This is a genomic window from Microbacterium murale, assembly GCF_030815955.1.
In the GTDB taxonomy this organism is placed as follows: domain Bacteria; phylum Actinomycetota; class Actinomycetes; order Actinomycetales; family Microbacteriaceae; genus Microbacterium; species Microbacterium murale_A.
Genome location: NZ_JAUSXK010000001.1, coordinates 3,280,452 through 3,299,475, shown reverse-complemented (window position 1 = coordinate 3,299,475; position 19,024 = coordinate 3,280,452). Strand labels below are relative to the sequence as shown.

The 19,024-nt window shown below is 66.4% G+C and carries 12 protein-coding genes and 1 tRNA gene; 4 read left to right on the top strand and 9 right to left on the bottom strand.

Annotation, left to right across the window (positions count from 1 at the left end):
* Positions 1–45: 45 nt before the first annotated feature.
* Positions 46–1,875 carry an alkaline phosphatase family protein gene (locus QFZ46_RS15930; protein WP_307363185.1) on the bottom strand — a complete coding sequence of 610 codons (1,830 nt, stop codon included), beginning with the start codon at positions 1,873–1,875 and terminating at the stop codon, positions 46–48.
* Positions 1,876–2,018: 143 nt separating this feature from the next.
* Between QFZ46_RS15930 and QFZ46_RS15925 the strand changes: the two genes are divergently transcribed.
* Positions 2,019–3,200 carry a PIG-L family deacetylase gene (locus QFZ46_RS15925; RefSeq protein ID WP_307363184.1) on the top strand — a complete coding sequence of 394 codons (1,182 nt, stop codon included), beginning with the start codon at positions 2,019–2,021 and terminating at the stop codon, positions 3,198–3,200.
* Between the two features lie 15 nt (positions 3,201–3,215).
* Here QFZ46_RS15925 and QFZ46_RS15920 read toward each other — a convergent pair whose 3' ends face one another.
* The 3 genes from QFZ46_RS15920 to QFZ46_RS15910 all read right to left on the bottom strand — a co-directional run bounded on the left by QFZ46_RS15920 (position 3,216) and on the right by QFZ46_RS15910 (position 7,493).
* Positions 3,216–4,652: a CDP-glycerol glycerophosphotransferase family protein gene (locus QFZ46_RS15920; RefSeq protein WP_307363183.1), complete on the bottom strand. Its 1,437-nt coding sequence runs from the start codon at positions 4,650–4,652 to the stop codon at positions 3,216–3,218.
* On the bottom strand, positions 4,649–5,902 hold the full coding sequence (locus QFZ46_RS15915; RefSeq protein ID WP_307363182.1) for a CDP-glycerol glycerophosphotransferase family protein: 1,254 nt from the start codon (positions 5,900–5,902) through the stop codon (positions 4,649–4,651). Before QFZ46_RS15915 ends, QFZ46_RS15920 begins: the two co-directional genes overlap by 4 nt.
* 70 nt (positions 5,903–5,972) lie before the next feature.
* Positions 5,973–7,493 (bottom strand): S1C family serine protease, encoded by a 1,521-nt coding sequence (locus tag QFZ46_RS15910; protein ID WP_307363181.1) that lies wholly within the window; start codon positions 7,491–7,493, stop codon positions 5,973–5,975.
* Positions 7,494–7,586: 93 nt separating this feature from the next.
* Here QFZ46_RS15910 and QFZ46_RS15905 point away from each other — a divergent pair, with 93 nt between their 5' ends.
* The gene (locus QFZ46_RS15905) at positions 7,587–8,789 is read left to right on the top strand and encodes an aminotransferase class I/II-fold pyridoxal phosphate-dependent enzyme (protein WP_307363180.1); all 1,203 of its coding nucleotides are present in this window, start codon (positions 7,587–7,589) and stop codon (positions 8,787–8,789) included.
* Positions 8,790–8,815: 26 nt separating this feature from the next.
* Here QFZ46_RS15905 and QFZ46_RS15900 read toward each other — a convergent pair whose 3' ends face one another.
* A complete protein-coding gene (locus QFZ46_RS15900) occupies positions 8,816–9,619 on the bottom strand; it encodes a carbon-nitrogen hydrolase family protein (RefSeq protein ID WP_307363179.1) in 804 nt (267 codons plus the stop codon).
* A 69-nt stretch (positions 9,620–9,688) separates the two neighbouring features.
* On the opposite strand from QFZ46_RS15900, the gene QFZ46_RS15895 reads away from it, so the two are divergent.
* Positions 9,689–9,762, top strand: a tRNA-Met gene (locus tag QFZ46_RS15895).
* Positions 9,763–9,907: 145 nt separating this feature from the next.
* Here QFZ46_RS15895 and QFZ46_RS15890 read toward each other — a convergent pair.
* Together QFZ46_RS15890 and QFZ46_RS15885 are read right to left on the bottom strand one after the other, a co-directional pair.
* On the bottom strand, positions 9,908–12,832 hold the full coding sequence (locus QFZ46_RS15890) for a UPF0182 family membrane protein (protein WP_307363178.1): 2,925 nt from the start codon (positions 12,830–12,832) through the stop codon (positions 9,908–9,910).
* 80 nt (positions 12,833–12,912) lie between these two features.
* Positions 12,913–14,007 carry a YlbL family protein gene (locus QFZ46_RS15885; protein WP_307363177.1) on the bottom strand — a complete coding sequence of 365 codons (1,095 nt, stop codon included), beginning with the start codon at positions 14,005–14,007 and terminating at the stop codon, positions 12,913–12,915.
* 117 nt (positions 14,008–14,124) lie between these two features.
* Here QFZ46_RS15885 and QFZ46_RS15880 point away from each other — a divergent pair, with 117 nt between their 5' ends.
* The gene (locus tag QFZ46_RS15880; protein ID WP_307363176.1) at positions 14,125–15,552 is read left to right on the top strand and encodes a zinc-dependent metalloprotease; all 1,428 of its coding nucleotides are present in this window, start codon (positions 14,125–14,127) and stop codon (positions 15,550–15,552) included.
* An 834-nt stretch (positions 15,553–16,386) separates the two neighbouring features.
* On the opposite strand, the gene QFZ46_RS15875 is transcribed toward QFZ46_RS15880, so the two are convergent.
* Together QFZ46_RS15875 and nudC are read right to left on the bottom strand one after the other, a co-directional pair.
* A complete protein-coding gene (locus tag QFZ46_RS15875; protein ID WP_307363175.1) occupies positions 16,387–18,108 on the bottom strand; it encodes an ATP-dependent helicase in 1,722 nt (573 codons plus the stop codon).
* Positions 18,105–18,986: an NAD(+) diphosphatase gene (nudC, locus tag QFZ46_RS15870; RefSeq protein ID WP_307363174.1), complete on the bottom strand. Its 882-nt coding sequence runs from the start codon at positions 18,984–18,986 to the stop codon at positions 18,105–18,107. The genes QFZ46_RS15875 and nudC overlap by 4 nt, the downstream gene beginning before the upstream one ends.
* Between the last annotated feature and the right edge of the window lie 38 nt (positions 18,987–19,024).

Below are 19,024 nucleotides of genomic sequence, written 5' to 3'. Positions count from 1 at the left end.
GGCGCTCCTGCGGGTAGAACCGGAGTGTCTCATATCCTTCATTCCTCACGCATCCTCGGGCGGGCCGAACAAGCCCTTGCCTTTCGAATGCAGCAGGTCGTACGCCTCTCCGAAGGTCTGCGGCTCGTCGCTCTCGGGCAGTCCATGACGCGCCAGCAGCAGCCCCAGCAGCCCGCGAGCGGGCGGCGTGAGCGGCTTGTTCTTGTGCGCATGCGCCGGGTGCAGAGGTGTCTCCTCCGGATTCGTCGGCGTGAAGGACGGGTTCGTCTCCGGCCAATCGGCCGGGTGGCGCGGCTGATCCAGATTGAGGATGTTGAACAGGTCGTTCGCGCCGGCGTCCCGCTTCGTGAGCGGCTTGAGCCCGTGCAGACGGTTCAACGTCGCGATGACAGATCCGTGATGCATCTCGTCGTTGATCACCGTACCGCTGCGCGTGTATGCCGACACGGCTATTGCGGGCACGCGGCATCCGAGCCGATCGAATCCGAATCCCATCTCGCCGGCGCCGGATTCGTCTGGTGGTGTGGCCGCGGGCGGCGGCACGTGGTCGTAGCAGCCGCCGTGCTCGTCGAACGTGATCAGAAGCAGGGTGTTGACGGCATTCGACCCGTCGGGTGTCTTGCTCGTGCGAACAGCCGTGTAGATGTCGTGGATGAGTTCATCACCGGCACGCACGTCGGAGTATGCACTGTTGATGATCTCCGACCCGTCCACGTCGCTCGCGTGGAGGTGTCCGAACGGAGGATGGAAATCGTTGTGGTTGTAGACCATGCGCGGCTCGATGAAGGCATAGGCCGGAAGGTCGCCGTGCTCTGCGTCGGCGTAGAAGTCATCCATCGTCCCGAAGTGCTCCGTGCGCCAGAACTTCTCCAGCACTGGCGCGTGCAGAATGCCCGTGAAAGAGACCATCTGCAGTTCGTCGAAATAGATCTTCCAGCTCAGTCCCTCATCCTCGAGTCTGTTGAAGATCGTCGGCGCCTGCTTCGCGTCCAGCCACTTGTCGTACCCACCGCCATGCTTGTTCGTGACGAACCCGTGCGACGTGGAAGCGTGGAAGAACGAACGGTTGCAGAACGTCTGCGACGGTACAGCGCAGAACCAGTTGTCGAACACGGCGAACTCGCGGGCCAGCATCGACAGGGTGGGCAGCATCTCAGGGGAGAACGAGCCCATGATGTGCCGCGCTTCGTCGATCGTCGGAGGGGTGCCCTTCTTCAGACGTTCGAAGTTGATGATGTAGTCGTTGAGGAACCCGCTCATCGTGGCCTGTTCGCCATGCTGCGGAGTGTTGAACGGTGACTGCATGCTCTCCACGTAGAGCTTGGCGTTCCCCGCCGGCTCTACGGTGTTGAAGATCTGCGTGTTGACGTGCGGGAACTCCTCACCAGGATCCGGATCCGGGTGGGTCATGATCTTGTCAGTGGCTCCCTGATACACGTGCGCGTCGACTCGCGCACCGGCCGCCTCGTTGTAGTACTCGCCGAAGGCCAGCCCGTCGAAGCTCTGACCGTCCGGCAGGTTCTCTTTGGAGTAGAGGTAGCCGAGCAGGTTGTCGAAGGAGCGGTTCTCACCCATGACGACGACCACATGGTCGAAACCGGGTGCGTGGCGTGGCGCGAGCGCACCGTAGTCGTCCTCCGCGGCGAGGAATCCGGAGCGCTCACCTGCGGCGAATCCGATGGCCCCTCCTGCCACGCCACCGAGAAGCGCGCCGGCCGCCGCGGTTCCGCCATAACGGAAGAAGTCACGACGGGAGCGCTTCCGAGACTCGGACTCACCCTCACGCGATGCTGAAGCGTCGGCCTCCTCGGGCGTCGCGATCGGATCCGATCCGCCGCGCTGCCCCGTCTGCTGTTTCGCCATCCGTCTGCGCATACGAGCATCCTATGGTCCGAGGCGTCGTCGTCGCGCTCTCATCCCTCCCCGTGCGCCAGCGCTCGAAAAAACGCATGCTGCCGCTAGCATGTTGAATTAATCGGGCCGTGCATGACCGGCCGGTCTGCGACGGGGGAATCCGAATGGTCTCGATTCGACCAGCTACACGCGCGTGGAAGCGCGGCGCCGCGGCGATCGCCGTCACTGTGATCGTCGGGTCCCTCATCACCGGCTGCATGGGGCAGGATCCGGAGGACGGCCCCTCGCGCGCCGCGGTCGTGCCCGCCCCGCAGTTCCCGGTGAATTCTCTGACCGCGGCACGAAGAACGGAGATCACCGAGCAGCAATGCCCTGCTGCCGTCACGCAGGAGGCACTGCGCGCGCTTCCGGAGGCCGCGGCCAACGCCGTCGATTTCTTCGCTGCGTCCGCACAATGCGTGCTCATCGCTGCGGTTCTGCAGACCCCGGTGCAACCCGAAGCCTTCATCTCACCATTGCAGTACACAGCGCCCTGCGCTTCCCCGGCCATCGTCTCGGTATGGGCACACTATGACGACGATCTGATCTTCGGCAGCCCGACCATCCCGAACGCCATGGCGGCAGGGCAGTGCATCCGCACGCTGTTCATCACCGGATCCGATGCGGGCATGGGCACGGAATACGCGATGGAACGAGAACTCGGGATCCGCGCGGCATACGACGTGATGCGCGGTGTCACCGGCGACTGGGTGGATGCGACTGTGGCGCTGCGCAGCGGCGTGACGATCACCACGACGTCACCGGCGGACAATCCCGGCATCCTGCTGCTGTTCGTCCGTCTGCCGGATGGTGGCCTCGATGCCGGGGGCTTCGGCGCAACAGGCCATCAATCGCTCCCGCAACTCCTGTCGGGTGCCCTTGCGGAGATTACGACGACGGATACCGGTCAGCCGATCACCCTGCCCGCACTGGAGGCCACCATCGCCGAAGTGGTGCAGGCATATGCGCCGCAGTCGGTTCTCGCCCATCTTCCCAAACTCGATCCACGATCGAAGGGCGACCACCCCGATCACTCCGCGACGGGGAATCTCGTGGCGGGGCTCGTCGACAACGGGTTCATCGACGGCACCGTCGTGCAGTACGCGATCGGGTATCCGAGCGCGCAGAACGAGGTGAATCTCGGGGGCGATGAACTCTGGAAGAAACTCGAGGCGTTCGCCGCGTACGCCTCGCACGATTCCGTCCTGCACTGCTCCACCGCGAAGAGCTGTCTCGGGGTGCGCAAGTTCGGCGAGTGGCTCCAACGCCAGTACCTGGTGCCCGACGCGGAGATCCCGACTCCCTGACGCGGGAACCTGGCGCTACGCGTCGACGAACCCCAGATCCAGCAGGCGGGAGACCACTCGCTCAGCAGCGCGGCCGTCGTCTCGAGAGTTGAACTGCTTCCGCCATGCGGCATAGCGCTCGGCGAAGAATCCCGGCAGCGTGTCATCCATCAGTGCATCGGCGAGTTCGTCCTGCGTCGTCACCAGCGGCCCTGGCGCCCGCTCGGCGAGATCGAAGTAGAACCCGCGTAGTTCTCCGCGATAGTGATCCAGGTCGGGCACCATGAAGTACATCGGCTTGCCCGTCACGCTGTAGTCGAACATCACCGAGGAGTAGTCAGTGATGAGCGCATCAGCGGCCGCCAGCAATCGTGCTGTTTCCGGGTACCCGGTGACATCGATCACCCTCGCACCCGACTGATCGCGCCCCGGTCTCAGCGTGCGCGAGTGCCCACGGACCAGCACGACGGCGTCCGTCTGCTCTGCAAGCAGCTGAGGGTCGACGAAATCGACGATCTCGGTGCGGTCATCGCGCCAGGTCGGTGCGTAGAGGAGCACCCGCTCCTCTACGCCGATGCCCAACGCTTTGCGCGTCGTCGACCCGTCATCCGATGTGAGGATGTCGTTGCGCGGATAGCCGTCGGTCCAGATCGGCTTGCCGAAGAACGCGTAGGCCTTCTTCAGAATGCGTTCCGAGTAGGTGTTCTGCGCGAGCAGAACGTCCCAGCGACGCGATTCCTTGACCACCGCCGCCATCCGTCGCGGATCGAACCCAGGGCGATGCAGCGCGAGGCGCTTCAGTGGGGTTCCGTGCCAGGTCTGCAGCACTCTCTGCCCGCTCTTTCGTGCGAAACGCCGGCGCATCCAGTCGTTCACGATGAGCAGTCGGGCAGCGCCACGTGCCCGCCACCACTCCGGACTGCCCTCGATCACGGCGACCGCACCCTCGGGTACGGCGATCGACAGGTCGACCACGCTCCAGTACCTGGTGATGCCCGGCGCGCGCGTCGCGAGTTCACGATCGATCGCGCGCGGATTGCAGCCGATGCTCTGCCCGTAGAAACTCTCGAAGAACACGGCGTTCTCATCGCCGCCGGCCTGGGCGACGTAGCGCTCCTCGAGCGTCGACTGCCCCTCGCTCGTCTCGTAGATGAGCGCAACGGGCGCAGCGATCTCGACGTGTCCGCCGTGCAGTGCGATGCGCATGCTCGCGAGCAGCTCCGGGCCGATCTCGATCTCGTCGAGATCGACACCGTCGATGTTCAGTTCATATGAACCCGAGGGCAGCGGCAGCATCTCGCCCGCCCATCGCACACTGCGAAGCGGAACGACCGCCTTCCAGGTCTTGCCGCCACCGGTGATCTTCCCCGTCACACGCGCCCGAGGACCTTCGAGGGTCGCCGAGGCCGGTTTGGGACCCGTGCCTGCGATGATCAGCGTCTCCGCCTGCTCATCGATCCGGGCAGTCGTCATCGTGCTCCCTTCGGCGCGGGGATCCCTCGCGCGCGGATTGCCTGGTACACGCGCCGGGTGTTGTGTCCGTCGCGGTATGCATGCACCTGTGCGCTGAGCGTACTGGAGCGGGCCGAGCGCGCGGTGAACACGCCGTCGTCCGTGAGCAACGACTCGAGCTGAACGACAAGAGCGGCCCAGCCCTTCGCCACGTCGTCACCTGCGACATCCTCGTATCTTCCGTAGAAGCCGCGAGTGCGCGCGTATTCCTCTGCGTCCGGTGCGAGATACAGCACCGGCATGCCCAGAAGCCCCACGTCGTACGCCAATGATGAGTAGTCGGTGATGAGTGCGTCCATCCCGGGCAGTGCCGGCGTGATGTCGGCGATCAGGTCGGAATTCAGCATCCTCACGCGGCCGCTCGGCAGAGGCGGCTGATACGCACCGGCTCCGAGCGGATGCGACCGCACGAACAGCACCGTGTTCCGGCTCTCGAGAAGAGCGATGATGCGCACCCACTCCGACGCGGACGGCACGGCGACGTCATCGGCGCCATCGCGCCACGTGGGGGCGTAAAGGATGCTGCGTGCACCAGCTGGTAAGGCGCCGGTTGCCTTGGTGAGCAGAGCGGATGCGACCGCCCGCCGCTCTGCATCGTTGCCTGCGGAGAGCACGTCTACACGGGGTTCGCCGGTGACGACCACGCGCGCATCGCCGAGCGCGAATGCGGATTCGAGCCTCCCGCGCGAGCGGTCGGACGCCGCCGGCAGCACGCGGATGCGTTGAGCGGCTCGGCGATACAGCAGACCGATCGCGCGGCGAAGAATCGCCGCTCCCGGGACACTCGGCACCTGCGTGGTCGCAGGCGAATCGAGTCCGATGCGCTTGAGCGGGATGCCGTGCCACAGCTGCACGACGAACCCGCCGGTGACCCCGTAGCGGTTCACATCGCCGAGACCGTGGGTCACGACGAGCGCGCCGGCCCGGGCCGTCGCCCACCAGCCGCGCAGCGAGGACTTCGAGATCGTGCGGATGCCGAGCGCCGCAGCATCCGCTCGCTCACGCGCAGAGGAAGTGAGCCACACGGTGTCGTGCCCTTCGGCCGTTGCGATGCGCCAGAGCGCCAGCGCGCCGTCGCCGATCCCAGCACCGCATCCGAACACCCAACGGTGCGAGCGAGGAACGAACAGGGTGCCTATGCTTCCGACGGCATACAACGGGATGCGAAGGAGCTTGGCCGCATTGCCGGAGCCGAAAGAGAAGGACGCCACCCCGCGAGCCTATCGCGGGGTGGCGTCCTTCACTGAGAATCCGGTGGCTCATGCCGGCGTCGGAGCCAGGTCAGAGGCTGAGCTCCCCCAGTGTCACGTCGATGTCGTACGACTTGCCGTCTCGAACATATGTCAGGCTCGCATCGCTGCCGGCGGCTGCCGCCCGCACCTGTGCGGTGAGGTCGGTGGCGCTCGCGATCGGTGCACCGTTGAACGCCGTGACGACATCGCCCTTTCGCAGACCAGCGGTCTCAGCCGCACCGCCGCTCACGGGAGCATCTGCGATGTACGCACCGGCGACCTCTGATCCTTCGACGGAAGCCGCATCGCTCACCGAAGCGCCGAGCAGACCGTGCGTCGCGGCGCCGTCTTCGATGATCTCCTCGGAGATGCGCTTGGCGACGTTCGACGGAATGGCGAAGCCGACACCGATCGAGCCCGACTCTTCAGCGCTGCCCGCAGTCGCGATGGCGACGTTGATGCCGATGAGCTTGCCCTCGCTGTCGACGAGCGCACCGCCGGAATTGCCGGGGTTGATCGCCGCATCCGTCTGGATCACGGCGATCGAGATCGACTCCGTGGCCGCCTGGGTCTCAGTTCCGGGAAGGTCGAACTGGAACGGACCGCCCTCCTGCTCGGACTCGCCGCCGTCTTCCTTGCTGTCCTGGTCTGCCGAGTCCGGCAGCGCGGAGGACGCGATCTGGATGCTGCGGTTCAGCGCGCTCACGATGCCTGTGGTGACGGAGTTCGAAAGACCGAGCGGTGCGCCGACCGCAACAGCGGTGGAGCCGACGTTGAGGTCGGACGAGTCCGCGAACTCGATCGGGGTCAGGTCTGCCGCACCCTCGAGCTTGATGACCGCGAGATCGTAGATCGGGTCTGTGCCGACGATCGTGGCGTTGTAGATGTGACCGTCGGACGCGGTCACCCTGATCGCCGGATCAGCGGCAGCGCCGCCGAGAGTGACGACGTGCGTGTTCGTGAGCACGTAGCCGTCCTTGCTGAGCACGACACCAGAGCCGCTGCCCGATCCTTCCTGGCCGGCGACCTCGATCGTGACGACCGAGGGCAGCACGGTCGTCGCGATCGCCGTGGTCTCGTTCACCGAGCCAGGATTGTTCACCGTGATCGTGTCAGTACCTGTCGCCGTGGAACCGGCCGGCTGACTCCAGAGGTTGTTGCCGAGGTAGCTGCCGCCGAGACCCGCTGCGCCGCCGACGAGCGATGCCGCGACGATGAGCGCCGCGACCTTGCCTGCGCCGAACGGCTTCTTTTCCTTGGTCTTCGTCTCGATACGCGTGACGGACGCGGTGTGATCGTCACTGGCAGTGCCTGCGCCGAACTCGCCGAAGAGCGGCGTGGTCGGCTGGCTCTGGTCGGCGCTTCGGCCGGGGTGTGTCGGTGCGGGAATGCCGAATGCGGCGCCTTGGGGCGTTGCGCCCTGTGATGCGTCCTGGCTCGATGGCTGCGCCGGGGCCTGATGCGACGCGAACGATGCTGGCATGTCGTGGCCGGCCCCAGTGCCGACCGGCTCCTGCGGCGCAGGCTGCTCGGACGACGCGGACTCGTTGGTGTTCTTGTCTTCGTTCATGGTCTGCTCCTTCAACAAGTTCAGACTGCCGCGTGTAGCTGTGCGTTCGTTATGGTCAGGGTGAGTGTCGGCTATGGCCTTAGCCTGGTTTGCATGAGTGCTATTCCCGGCGCCTGGCGGCGCACTGCAGCAGGGGCAGGCCTGCTTTCTCCTGACGGTGCGGTGGCACCCACCATCTTCGCAGAGATGTCTGCGGCCGCTCTGAGAACAGGGGCGATCAATCTCGGGCAGGGCTTCCCCGATGAGGACGGCCCCGCCGAGGTGCTCGAGGCCGCCCGTGAGGCGATCTCGCACGGTATGAACCAGTACCCACCCGGGCGAGGGTTCGCCGACCTGCTCGAGGCGATCAGCGAACACCAGCGCCGGTTCTACGGGCTGGAGGTCGACCCTCGGACCGAAGTGATCGTGACCGCGGGTGCGACCGAAGCCTTGACGGCGACGCTCCTGGCTTTGATCGACTCGCCGGATGACGAGGTCGTCGTGTTCGAGCCGTATTACGACTCGTACGCGGCGGCGGTGGCTCTCGCCGGAGCGCGACTGCGCACTGTTCCCCTGCGCCTGCCGGATTTCCAACCGGATCTCGAGGTGCTCGCAGCATCCGTCACCGACCGCACGCGGATCATCCTCGTGAACGATCCGCACAACCCGACCGGCGTCGTGTTCTCGCCGGACGTGAAGGCCGAGATCATCCGTCTCGCGGACCGGCACGACGCGGTCATCGTCACCGACGAGGTGTACGAGCACCTCACGTTCACAGCTCCCCATGTGCCGATCGCGACACTGCCCGGCGCAGCAGATCGGACCTTGACGATCTCGTCCGGTGGCAAGACCTTCTCCGCCACCGGGTGGAAGATCGGCTGGATTCACGGCCCCGCCGACCTCATCACCGCGGTGCTGACCGTGAAGCAGTACCTCACGTACGTGAACGGGTCGGCTTTTCAGCCCGCGATAGCCCTGGGCCTCAGATTGCCGGATTCGTTCTTCACGGATGCCGCCGCCGCGCTCGCCCGCAAGCACGAGATCCTCGCTGCCGGGCTGCGTGACGCCGGATTCGAGGTGATCGCGCCACAGGGCGGATATTTCACTGTTGCGGATGCGTCGAACCTCGGTGGAGTGGATGCGGCCGCCTTCTGCCGTGCGCTACCCGAGAGGGCTGGCGTCGTCGCGATCCCGTTGGACGCGTTCGTCAGCGCGGAGCGCCGAGGCGACTACTCCGGCCTCGTGCGCTTCGCAGCATGCAAGCGCGTCGACGTGCTCGAGGAAGCTGCGCGACGGTTGGCGGCCGCGCAGTTCTGAGGAGTCGGCCGGGCGATATCGAGCGCTCAGCGCGGGACGACGCCGTAACGGCGTAGGCGCAGCACCGGATTGATCTCGCGGACCCGGGTGACGGCATCCTTCGTGAGCTGCGCCACGGCGATGCCTTCACCGGTGCCCACCCCCGCGAGCACGACACCCTGCGGATCGACGATCTGCGAGTGCCCGACACCGATCGGCGTCGGATGATCAGCGGAGACCATGTAGACCGTGTTCTCGATCGCCCGCGCGGCGAGCAGCGTCGTCCAGTGCTGCTCCTTGAGCGGTCCGCGCACCCATTCCGCAGGAACGACGATGGCGTCAGCACCTGCATCCACGAGCGTGCGCGCGACCTCGGGAAAACGCAGGTCGTAACAGGTCATCATCGCAATGCGCAGGCCGCCCATCTCGAGCGTCTCCGGAGCTCCGAGCTCCCCCGCCTCGATCCAGTCCGACTCGGTCTGACCGAACGCGTCGTAGAGATGCTGCTTCCGGTATGTCGCACGGACACCTGTGGCGTCCACCGCGACGAGCGTGTTGCGCACCCGCTCCCCTGCCGATTCCACCAGTCCGGCGATGATCGTGACGTCGTGAGCGGATGCTGTGCGCTGCAGCGCCTGCACGAAATCCCCATCGAGCGGTTCGGAGTTCTCGGACAGCGTCGCATCCATCGGGTCGACGAAGTAGCTGGAGTACTCCGGGAACACCACGAGACGTGCTCCCCTCGCTGCGGCATCCGCCGTCAACTGCGCGACACGCGCACGATTGTCGTCACGGGAGGCTGTCGGGCTGAACTGGCAGACGGCGACGGTGAATGCGGCGGTCTCAGACATGTCTCCATCCTCGCGCAGTTTGCCCGTGGTTAACCAGCGCCGAAACCCGTGTTAGGCTAGTAGACGTGCCGCGGGGTGGAGCAGTTCGGTAGCTCGCCGGGCTCATAACCCGGAGGTCGCAGGTTCAAATCCTGTCCCCGCAACGAGAAGCGACACAAGAAAGGCCCCTGATCAGGAGAAATCCGGATCAGGGGCCTTTCGCATTCCCTCTACCCTGCCTCGGCTCTCGCCGCCGGTGGACGCGAAATCGGGCGCCCCGTGAGGGACGCCCGTTTCGTTGTGTGAGGCCTACTCTGCGGCCTCCAGAGCCAGCAGCTCGGTGATCGCGGCGGTGAGGCGCTTGTCGGCCTCGGCGAACGCGGTGAGGTCGCCGGCCTTCAGCGCAGCCTCCCGGTCGGTCAGCGCCTGCTGTGCGGCGGCAAGAGCCGTCTCGCGCGCATCAGTGTCGACCGGCGGTTGGGTCGTGCCCTCGTCAGGATCGGTCGTACCGTCGTCCGGCGGCGTAGTACCGTCACCGGGATCGACAGGCTCCACCTGCTCGTCTCCACCGCTCGCACCGGAGTCTCCACCGAAGATCACGTCGAGCGCGGCGGTGAGGGTGTCTTCGAACGCGATGCTGTCGCCGAATGTGACCAGCACCTTCTGCAGCAGCGGTAGCTGCGTGCCCTCCGACGACTGCACGTACACAGGCTGCACGTAGAGCAGACCGCCACCGACGGGCAGCGTCAGCAGGTTGCCGTACTTGACTTCGGATTTGCCGAGCGTCAGCACGTTGAGCTTGTCGGCGATCGTGGTGTCGGAGTCGAACGTGTTCTGCACCTGCCCTGGACCGGGCACGGTGGTGTCCGCATCGATCTCGAGCATTCGCAGCTGACCGTAGCCGTCCGATTTCTCGCCGGCAGTGGCTCCGGCATCCGAATCGACCGCGAGATAGCCCATCAGCACGTTTCGGCTCGTCGTGCCCTGAGAAGACGCGGGGATGAACGTCGAGAACATCGAGAACCGCGGCGAATCCTGACCCGGCATCTGCATCGACAAGTAGTACGGCGGCTGCAGCTGGTTGTCGTTGCGCGGGTCGTTCGGCGTCTGCCAGCGGTTGTCCTGCTGGGCGAACGACCCAGCGGTGTCGACGTGGTACACGCCGAGGATCTCGCGCTGGACCTTGAACAGGTCGGTCGGATAGCGCACGTGACTCATCAGGTCGGCGGACATCTCGCTGATCGGCTCGACGGTCGCCGGGTACACCTTCTCCCATGCCTTGAGGATCGGGTCTTCGTCATCCCATGCGTAGAGAGTGACCGTGCCGTCGTATGCGTCGACGGTGGCCTTCACCGAGTTGCGGATGTAGTTGATGTCGTCGATCGCGAAGTTCGGCGCTGCCGTGTTCGAATCGGCGATCGCGTCCGAAAGGCTCACACTGGTCGAGTACGGGAAGGTCGAGCTGGTCGTGTACCCATCGACGATCCAGACGACCCTGCCGTCGACGACGCTCGGATACGGGTCGCTGTCGAGCTCGAGATAAGGAGCGACCTTCTGCACACGGGTCACCGGGTCACGGTCGTAGAGGATCTGGGAATCGTCGTTCACGAGGTCGGAGAACAGGATCTCCGCCTCCTGGAACTTCAGCGCGTACAGCAGTTTGTTGAGAGTGCTGCCGACGCTCGGGCCACCGTCGCCCTCGAACGTGTTCTTCGTCTCGTTCGCGCCGTCCTTGCCGCGCGGGTAGTCGATCTCGACCGGGTCGGTCCCCTCCGGCGCCCCCACGATCGAGTACAACGGCGAGTCTTCGCCGAAGTACACGCGCGGCTCGTACTTCTCGCTTTCCGTGAGGAAGCCCGAGGATGGGATGCCGCGTTCGAGGAACACCGGCTCGCCCTCGCTGGTGCGCTGGTTGCCCGCAGCGGCCACGAGGCCGTATCCGTGGGTGTAGACCGCGGTGCGGTTGTTCCAGCTGTTGCTGTCGCCGAGCTTGTCGACGTTGAGCTCGCGCACCGCCACGACGGTGTCCTGCGTCTCGCCGTCGATGTCGTAACGGTCCACGTCCAGGGTCTCCTGGAACTGGTAGTAGTTACGGAACTGCTCGAGCTGCTGCACCGTCGGGCTGATGATGCTGGGATCCAGGATGCGGATGGATGCCGTGGTCTCGGCATCCTCACGGAGCTGTCCTGCCTCGGCGTCTGTGACGGCCTTGAACGGAGTCACTTCGAGATCGGCGATGTCATAGGCGCTCTTGGTGCCGTCGATGTTGCGCTGGTAGTACTCGGCCTGGAAGCTGTTCTGGTTCGGCTTCACCTGGAACGTCTCGACCACCCACGGGTAGCCGATCCCGACGACGAGAGACGCGACGATCAGCAGGCCCGTCGCGACGAGCGGGAAGCGCCAGCGGCCGATGACGGCCGTGACGAAGAACAGGATGGCGACGAGCGCGGCGAGGATCGCGAGGATCGCCATGCCGGGGATCGTGGCGTTGACGCTCGTGTACGCGGCACCGGTGATGCGGTCTTCCTGCGTGACGAGCGTCTTGTAGCGATCCAGCCACAGGCTCGCAGCCTGCACCACGAGATACAGGCCGGCGAGCACGGCCAGCTGTATGCGGGCCGGCTTCGAGATGCGCAGTTCACCCTGACCGATTCGCACCGAACCGTACAGGTACGACACCAGCGCGGTGACGATCAAGGAGAGCAGGATGACGGCCGAGACGAACGCCAGCAGGATCGAGTAGAACGGCATCGCGAACAGGTAGAACCCGGTGTCCATGCCGAACTGCGGGTCGACTTCGCCCGTGGCACCGCCGTTGATCCACAGCCAGACGGTCTCCCAGTTTCCGGCGGCGGCGAAGCCTGCGAACAGACCGAAGAAGATCGGCATGCCCCACATGGCGAGGCGGCGCAGCGGCTCGATGACCTCCTGGTAGCGGTCGAGCTGCGAGCTCAGACGCACGTAGACCGGGCGCAGGCGGTACGCCAGCTGGATCACGATGAACAGCGGCACCGCCATCCCCAGGAACCCCACGACGAACATCACCGCGGTGGCGAGCCACTGCGTGGTGAGAACGTTCGCGAACTGCAACTGGTCGAACCAGAGGAAGTCCGTGTAGAGCGCGGCGAAGACGAAGAAGGCAGCGATGATCGCTGCGATGATCACCAGCGATAACGTGATGATTCGTCGAGAGGTACGGGGCGTGGCCGGATTCGGCGCCGAGGTCGTGGTCACCCGTCCATCCTATGCACGCTGTCGGTGAGCGGGCTGTGCCTGTGGTGACGGTGAGGTCACGGTCCGCTCTCAGCGCAATGTCATTCGGCCGCTGCCGTGCAGGTGGGAAGCGCGTCGACGTCGCCGCCGTTCGCGATGACCTCGAGCGCGTCGATCGATTCCTCGAGTGTCGCCGTGCTGATCACCTGCAGCCCGTCCGGAACGTGACCGACGACCTCATCGCAGTTCGACGCCGGGGCGAGGAAGTAGTCTGCACCCGCATCGACCGCTCCGTACAGCTTCTGCCGGATGCCGCCGATCGGGCCGACTGTGCCCGCGGCGTCGATCGTGCCGGTGCCGGCGATGTCGTTGCCGCCTGTCATCTCGCCCGGCGTGAGTTCGTCGACGATGCCTAGCGCGAACATCATTCCGGCGCTCGGCCCGCCCACGTTGTCGAGCTGGATCGTCACGTCGATCGGGAAGTCGTACTCGGTGGTCAGGGTGATGCCGATGAGCCAGGTGTCGACGTCGCCCTCGGTCTGAAGCTCTGGGGTGAGTTCGACTCCGATCTGCTGGTCGCCGTCACGGAGCACGGTGAGCTCGACGGGGTCGCCCTCGCTCTCCTGTATCGCGGCCCGCAGCTCGGCCGCACTGGTCACCTTCACTCCGTCGATCTCCGTGACGATGTCGTTCTCCTCCAGCACTCCGGCCGCAGGGGAGCCTTCGACGGCCTCGACGACCTTCACTTCTGCGCCGGTGTCGTAGCCCAGCTCGTTCAGCGCCGCCGCAGTCGCCTCGTGCTGCGAATCGACCATCAGTGCCGCGTTGCGCTCGTCGCGATCCTCGCTCGACACTCCCTCGGGGAAGACCGCGTCGATCGGCACGACGGCGCGAGAGGAGTCCATCCAGGCGAGCGCGAGCTCGAACCACGACGGCGTGCGCTCCCGGTTTCCCACGACCTGCACCGTCAGCAGGTTCAGGGTGCCGCTGGTCTCGAATGTCTCGGCACCCTCGATCGCGATGAGCGGCACCTCCTCGCCGTCTTTGCCGGCGGCCGTCCCGAGGGTGTCGTAGACCGGACCGGGACGCTGGATGACGTAGGGCGTGGGGAGGAAGGTGAGCACGACGAGAGCCACGAGTGCGACGATGAGTGCCCATACGCCCAGACCGACTCTGGGTGTGCGCGTGTGTGCCAAGTGGATCCTCCGTCGTTCGCGACCGGCGTACAGCGATCTGCTCGCGTCGGGGTCGCGTGCAGAATCCTGCAACTAGCGTAGATGTCACGGCTAGCGACGTGCTGAGAGGCGACCGACATGGCAGACAACGACCCGACCCCCGAGGACTTCCAAGAGTTCCTGCGGAAGATGATGTCCGGCGCGGGCGGAGGAGACTTCGATCTGAACGCTCTGCAGAACGCCCTCGGCGGCGCGGAGGGCTTCGAGATCGATCCGGCGATGATGGCCGGACTCATGCAACAGCTGCAGGGGGCGTTCGGCGGCGACCCGTGGGAGAACACTCTGCGCCAGGCGCTGCACATCGCCAACCGCGAAGGCCAGGGCATCACCGACGGCTCGCGCCACTCTCTCGTCGATGCCTTCGCGCTTGCGAATCTGTGGCTCGGCGAGGCCACCACCATCTCTGAGCTCGCCGACAGCCCTTTGGCCATGACGCGAGGCGAATGGGTCGAGAAGACCCTGCCGGTGTGGAAGGAGATCGCGGGCCCCGTCTCCACGAGCATCGCGGACGCGCTCACCAGCGCGCTCGACTCGCAGGTGCCCGACGACATGCGCGAGGCCATCCAGGGCGCCGGCCAGCTCATGCGCGGGCTCGGCTCATCGGTGTTCGCCGCCCAGTTCGGCCAGGTGCTCGGCAATCTCTCCCTCGAGGTCGTCTCGGGCGGCGACGTCGGCATCCCGGTGCTCCCCGCGGGCACAGCAGCCCTGATCCCCCAGAACATCACCGCATTCGGTGAAGGTCTCGAGATTCCCGAAGATCAGATCACGCTGTACCTCGCGACCCGCGAACTGGCCTACGCCCGCCTGTACCGGCACGCGAAATGGCTGCACCTTCACGTGATGTCGCAGATCACCGATTTCGCCCGCGGGGTGACCGTCGATGTCGAAGCGCTGGAAGATGTGGCGAGTCGTCTCGATCCGTCGAATCCGGAGGAGCTGCGTGCAGCGATCGAAGGCGGCGCCTTGCTCCCGGCTCAGACCGAAGCGCAGCGCGAGGCCCTCGCCCGCCTGGAGAACATCATCGCCACGATCGACGGCTGGGTGGACGTCGTCACAGCCGAAGCCACGTCGCGCCTGCCCGACAGCGTGCGTCTGGCGGAGGCCGCCCGACGTCGCCGCGCCGTCGGCGGGCCGGCAGAAGACGCGCTCGGTGCGCTCGTGGGCCTCAAGCTGCGTCCGCGCCGGATGCGGGAAGCATCGGCGATGTGGCAGAAGGTGACGGATGCCGTCGGCATCGCCGCCCGCGATTCGCTCTGGGATTACCCCGACCTGCAGCCGACCGCTGCCGACATCGACGACCCGACCGCGCTGATCGAGCGGTTGCAGGCGCGCGCACGAGGCGAGGCGCCTGTTGCGGATGAGTTCGATGAGGCGCTGACGCGTCTGCTGGCCGGCGACGACTTCTCCGACGAAGAGAAGCCGGATGACACCGACGAGGGCGACGACGGCCAGGATGGCGAGGAGCCTGACGACGGGAAGAACCGGGGCGGCGAGACTCCCGTCTGATCATCGATGGGCGGCGCCTCTGGCGGCAGCGCCGACTCGAACTGCACATCGACCGCGAGCAGGGATTTGTCCACTGATACGTCGTCGCCATCCCGCTGAGTGCGACGCGTGGGCAGAATCAGTGCATGTCGCCGATCACACCGCCGACGCTGACGCGTCTCGATCCTGCCTATCCCCTGCTGTGGCGCGACGTCGACACCGTGCAGTTCGGGTTGGAAGGCGCGGTGCGGATCTCGGTTTCCGAGCCGTGGGTGGAACAGTTACTCCAGTCCCTGCGCCTCGGATTCCGCCCCAGCGCCTTCGACGTGATCGCGCACGGGGCCGGCGCTCCGCGTGACGCCGCCCGCGAACTGCTCTCGGCGCTGCAGCCGGTACTGCGCACCGACGCGCCGCCGCTGCCGCACGTGTGGATCGAGAGCCTCAACCTGACCGATTCCCGGATCGCGGCTCGCACCGAGATCGCGCTCGTCGACGAAGGCTTCAGCATGACCGAGCGCGCCACTCCTCATGCCGTGGCGGTCGTACTGGTGGAGGGCGCAGCATCCGCTCGCCAGTTCGCGGCTCACCTGCGCGACGACGTGACGCACCTGCCGATCGCGTTCGAGATGGGCGGTACCACCATCGGTCCGCTCGTCGTCCCCGGCCGCACGCCGTGCCTGACATGCCGCGATGGCCATGAGCGCGACCGCGACCCGGCATGGCCGATGCTGCATGCGCAACTGATCGGCACGGCATCCGGTCGCATCACCGCGGCCCGAACAGCCGAGGCTGCAGCCCTCGCCGCACGGATCCTCTCTGAACCTGGGCGCACGAACGCCCTGAAATCGGTTCGGATCAGCCCCGACGGCCGCCGCGTGTGGCGTTCGGTGAAGTTTCACGCAGAATGCCGGTGCCGCGAGCAGTCGTTCCGATCTCCTGAAGGAACCGGGACGGCTGCCGCTCACCCCGACCAGCGGCATGAGACCACGACAGCGCCAGGGTTCGCGCGGCGCGCGTGATGCCGACGTAGGCGAGACGCCGTTCCTCGTCGATCGCATCGAACCCAGTCGCGTAGGAGATGGGCAGGGCACCTTCCGTCCAGCCCGCGAGATGCACATGCGGCCATTCCAAGCCCTTGGCAGCGTGCAGGGTCGACATCGTCACCGCCTGGATCGTCGGCTCGTGCTGGTCCTTCGCTCTCGCCATCAGCGCCTCGCTGAAGGATCGGAGCGTGGTCTCACTCGGCGCCTCCTCCGCGAGGCGCAGGATGGCACGTCGCGCCTCCCAGCCGTCGCGCTGCGCCCCTCCTGCGGCAGGCGGCTCGTCGCTGAGCCCCAGCTCGCGCAGTACCTTCTGCACGTTCGAGAGGAATCCCCGCTCCGTCGGCGCGACGGAGGCGCCTCGCAGCGCGAGCACCGCCTGGCGCACCTCAGGCATATCGAAGAATCGCTTGCCACCGAGCACCCGCGACGCGATGCCGGCCTCTCCGAGGGCCTGCTGGATCACGCCGGACTGCGAGTGCGCCCGGTACAGCACCGCGATCTCGGACGGGGAAGCGCCGGCGGCGATCCGGGCGGCGATCGACGCGGCGATACCGGCCGCCTCTTCCGTCTCGCTGGCGTACGCAGTGACGGTAGGCGCCTCGGCGGTCAGGGACTCGCGGGCCGCGACGAGCTCGAGCGCACCGGCGCGCCCGTTCATCAGAGCGTTCGCAGCTGCGAGGATCGGCGGCTGCGAGCGGTAATTGGTCTCCAAGCGCACGACAGTGGCGTCTGGGTAACGGCGCCCGAACTCGAGCAGGTACTTCTGGTCGGCACCCGCGAAGGAGTAGATCGTCTGGCTGGCGTCGCCTACGACGCAGATGTCGCGGCGATCGCCCAGCCAGAGCTCCAGCAATCGGTTCTGCAGGGGCGAGACGTCCTGGAACTCGTCGACGGTGAAATGCCGGTATTGCTCGTGCACGGACGCCGAGACGCGCGGCTCCGCCTCCAGCATTCCCGCGCATGCGAGCAGCACGTCTTCGAAGTCGAGCTGCCGACGATCGTCCTTGAGAGCCTCGTAGCCCTGCTGCAACGCGGCGAGCTGCTCCGTGCTCACCCGCCCTACGGACCTTCCGAGCGCTGCATGCTGCTCGATCGAGAGCATCGAGACCTTGCGCCACTCGATCTCACTGGCGATGTCGCGAAGCGTCGCGGTGTCAGGACGCAGGCGCAGCTGCTCGGCGGCCTGGCCGAGCAGCCGCACCTTGTTGTCGATGATGCTCGGCGCAGGAGAGCCGGCGAGAGTCGGCCAGAAGAAGTTCAGCTGCGCGAGGGCGGCCGCGTGGAAGGTGCGGGCGACCACGCCTTCGATGCCGAGGCCGCGGAGGCGTCCGCGAAGCTCGCCCGCGGCCTTCGCCGTGAAGGTGACGGCCATGACGCGGCTCGGCGAGTATGCGCCGGTATCGACGCCGTGCGCGATGCGATGGGTGATGACACGGGTCTTGCCCGTACCGGCACCGGCGAGCACTGCGACGGGTCCGCGCAGCACGGATGCCGCTTCCCGCTGTCGTTCGTCGAGGGCGTCGAGCGCGCTCACGCCCGATCCTCGTACCAGCCCTGGATGAGGGCTCTCGCGATGGATGCCGGCCCGGGCAAGCCGACAGGACCGTCGCCGTTGAGCGCGCTGCCGATCTCGTCGCGTGTGAACCATCGGACGTCGATGATCTCTTCACCGTCGGGACGCGCGCGGCGTTCGTCGGATGCCGTCGCGCGGAAGCCGACCATGAGCGAGCGCGGGTACGGCCATGGCTGCGAGCCGATGTAGCGGACGGAGTCCAGCCGTACGCCGGCCTCCTCCTCGATCTCCCGGTGCACCGTCAGCTCGAGCGATTCGCCCGCTTCGACGAAACCTGCGAAGCAGGAGTACATCCGGCCGTGCCAGTTCGCGTTCGCCCCGAGCAGCAACTTCTCGCCGTCGTCGCTCTCGACGGCGACGATCACCGCGGGGTCGGTGCGAGGGAAGATGTCGTGCTGGCACGCGTGGCATCTCCGCGACCAGCCGCCCTGGCGCAGCTCGGTGTCGGATCCGCACCGCGCGCAGAAGCGCGCATCGCTCAACCAACCGGCCAGCGCGATCGACTCGACGAGGAGTTCGGTGTTCTCCGGATCGAGGAGGCCGCCGGCATCGCGCAGCCCGAGCCAGGCCTCGGCCGGGGCCGCGTCGATGGAATCCTCGGAGACTGCTTCGACGGCGAGAAGGAGCGGACTGCTGTCGCTGTGACGGCCGAGCAGTGCCCACTGCGCCTCTGCCACCTCGTCTGCGGCGACCGTGACGAGCGTGGCATCTTCGATACGCACGCGCCCCTCACGCACGACGATCACCCGGACATCACCCGATGCGCGCAGCGCATCGAGGATCCCCGGCTCGTCGCGCAGGTGCGCGGCACGGTCGAACAAGGCACGGCGGACAGTCATCGACTCCCTCTCTCGCAGGCGTGGCGTAGGCGCAACCG

Excerpts from the sequence above, each read along its gene's own strand:
- nudC (WP_307363174.1), bottom strand. The coding sequence starts at position 18,986 with ATGACTGTCCGCCGTGCCTTGTTCGACCGTGCCGCGCACCTGCGCGAC.
- QFZ46_RS15900 (WP_307363179.1), bottom strand. The coding sequence starts at position 9,619 with ATGTCTGAGACCGCCGCATTCACCGTCGCCGTCTGCCAGTTCAGCCCG.
- QFZ46_RS15910 (WP_307363181.1), bottom strand. The coding sequence starts at position 7,493 with ATGAACGAAGACAAGAACACCAACGAGTCCGCGTCGTCCGAGCAGCCT.
- QFZ46_RS15920 (WP_307363183.1), bottom strand. The coding sequence starts at position 4,652 with ATGACGACTGCCCGGATCGATGAGCAGGCGGAGACGCTGATCATCGCA.
- QFZ46_RS15925 (WP_307363184.1), top strand. The coding sequence starts at position 2,019 with ATGGTCTCGATTCGACCAGCTACACGCGCGTGGAAGCGCGGCGCCGCG.
- QFZ46_RS15930 (WP_307363185.1), bottom strand. The coding sequence starts at position 1,875 with ATGCGCAGACGGATGGCGAAACAGCAGACGGGGCAGCGCGGCGGATCG.
- QFZ46_RS15905 (WP_307363180.1), top strand. The coding sequence starts at position 7,587 with ATGAGTGCTATTCCCGGCGCCTGGCGGCGCACTGCAGCAGGGGCAGGC.
- QFZ46_RS15880 (WP_307363176.1), top strand. The coding sequence starts at position 14,125 with ATGGCAGACAACGACCCGACCCCCGAGGACTTCCAAGAGTTCCTGCGG.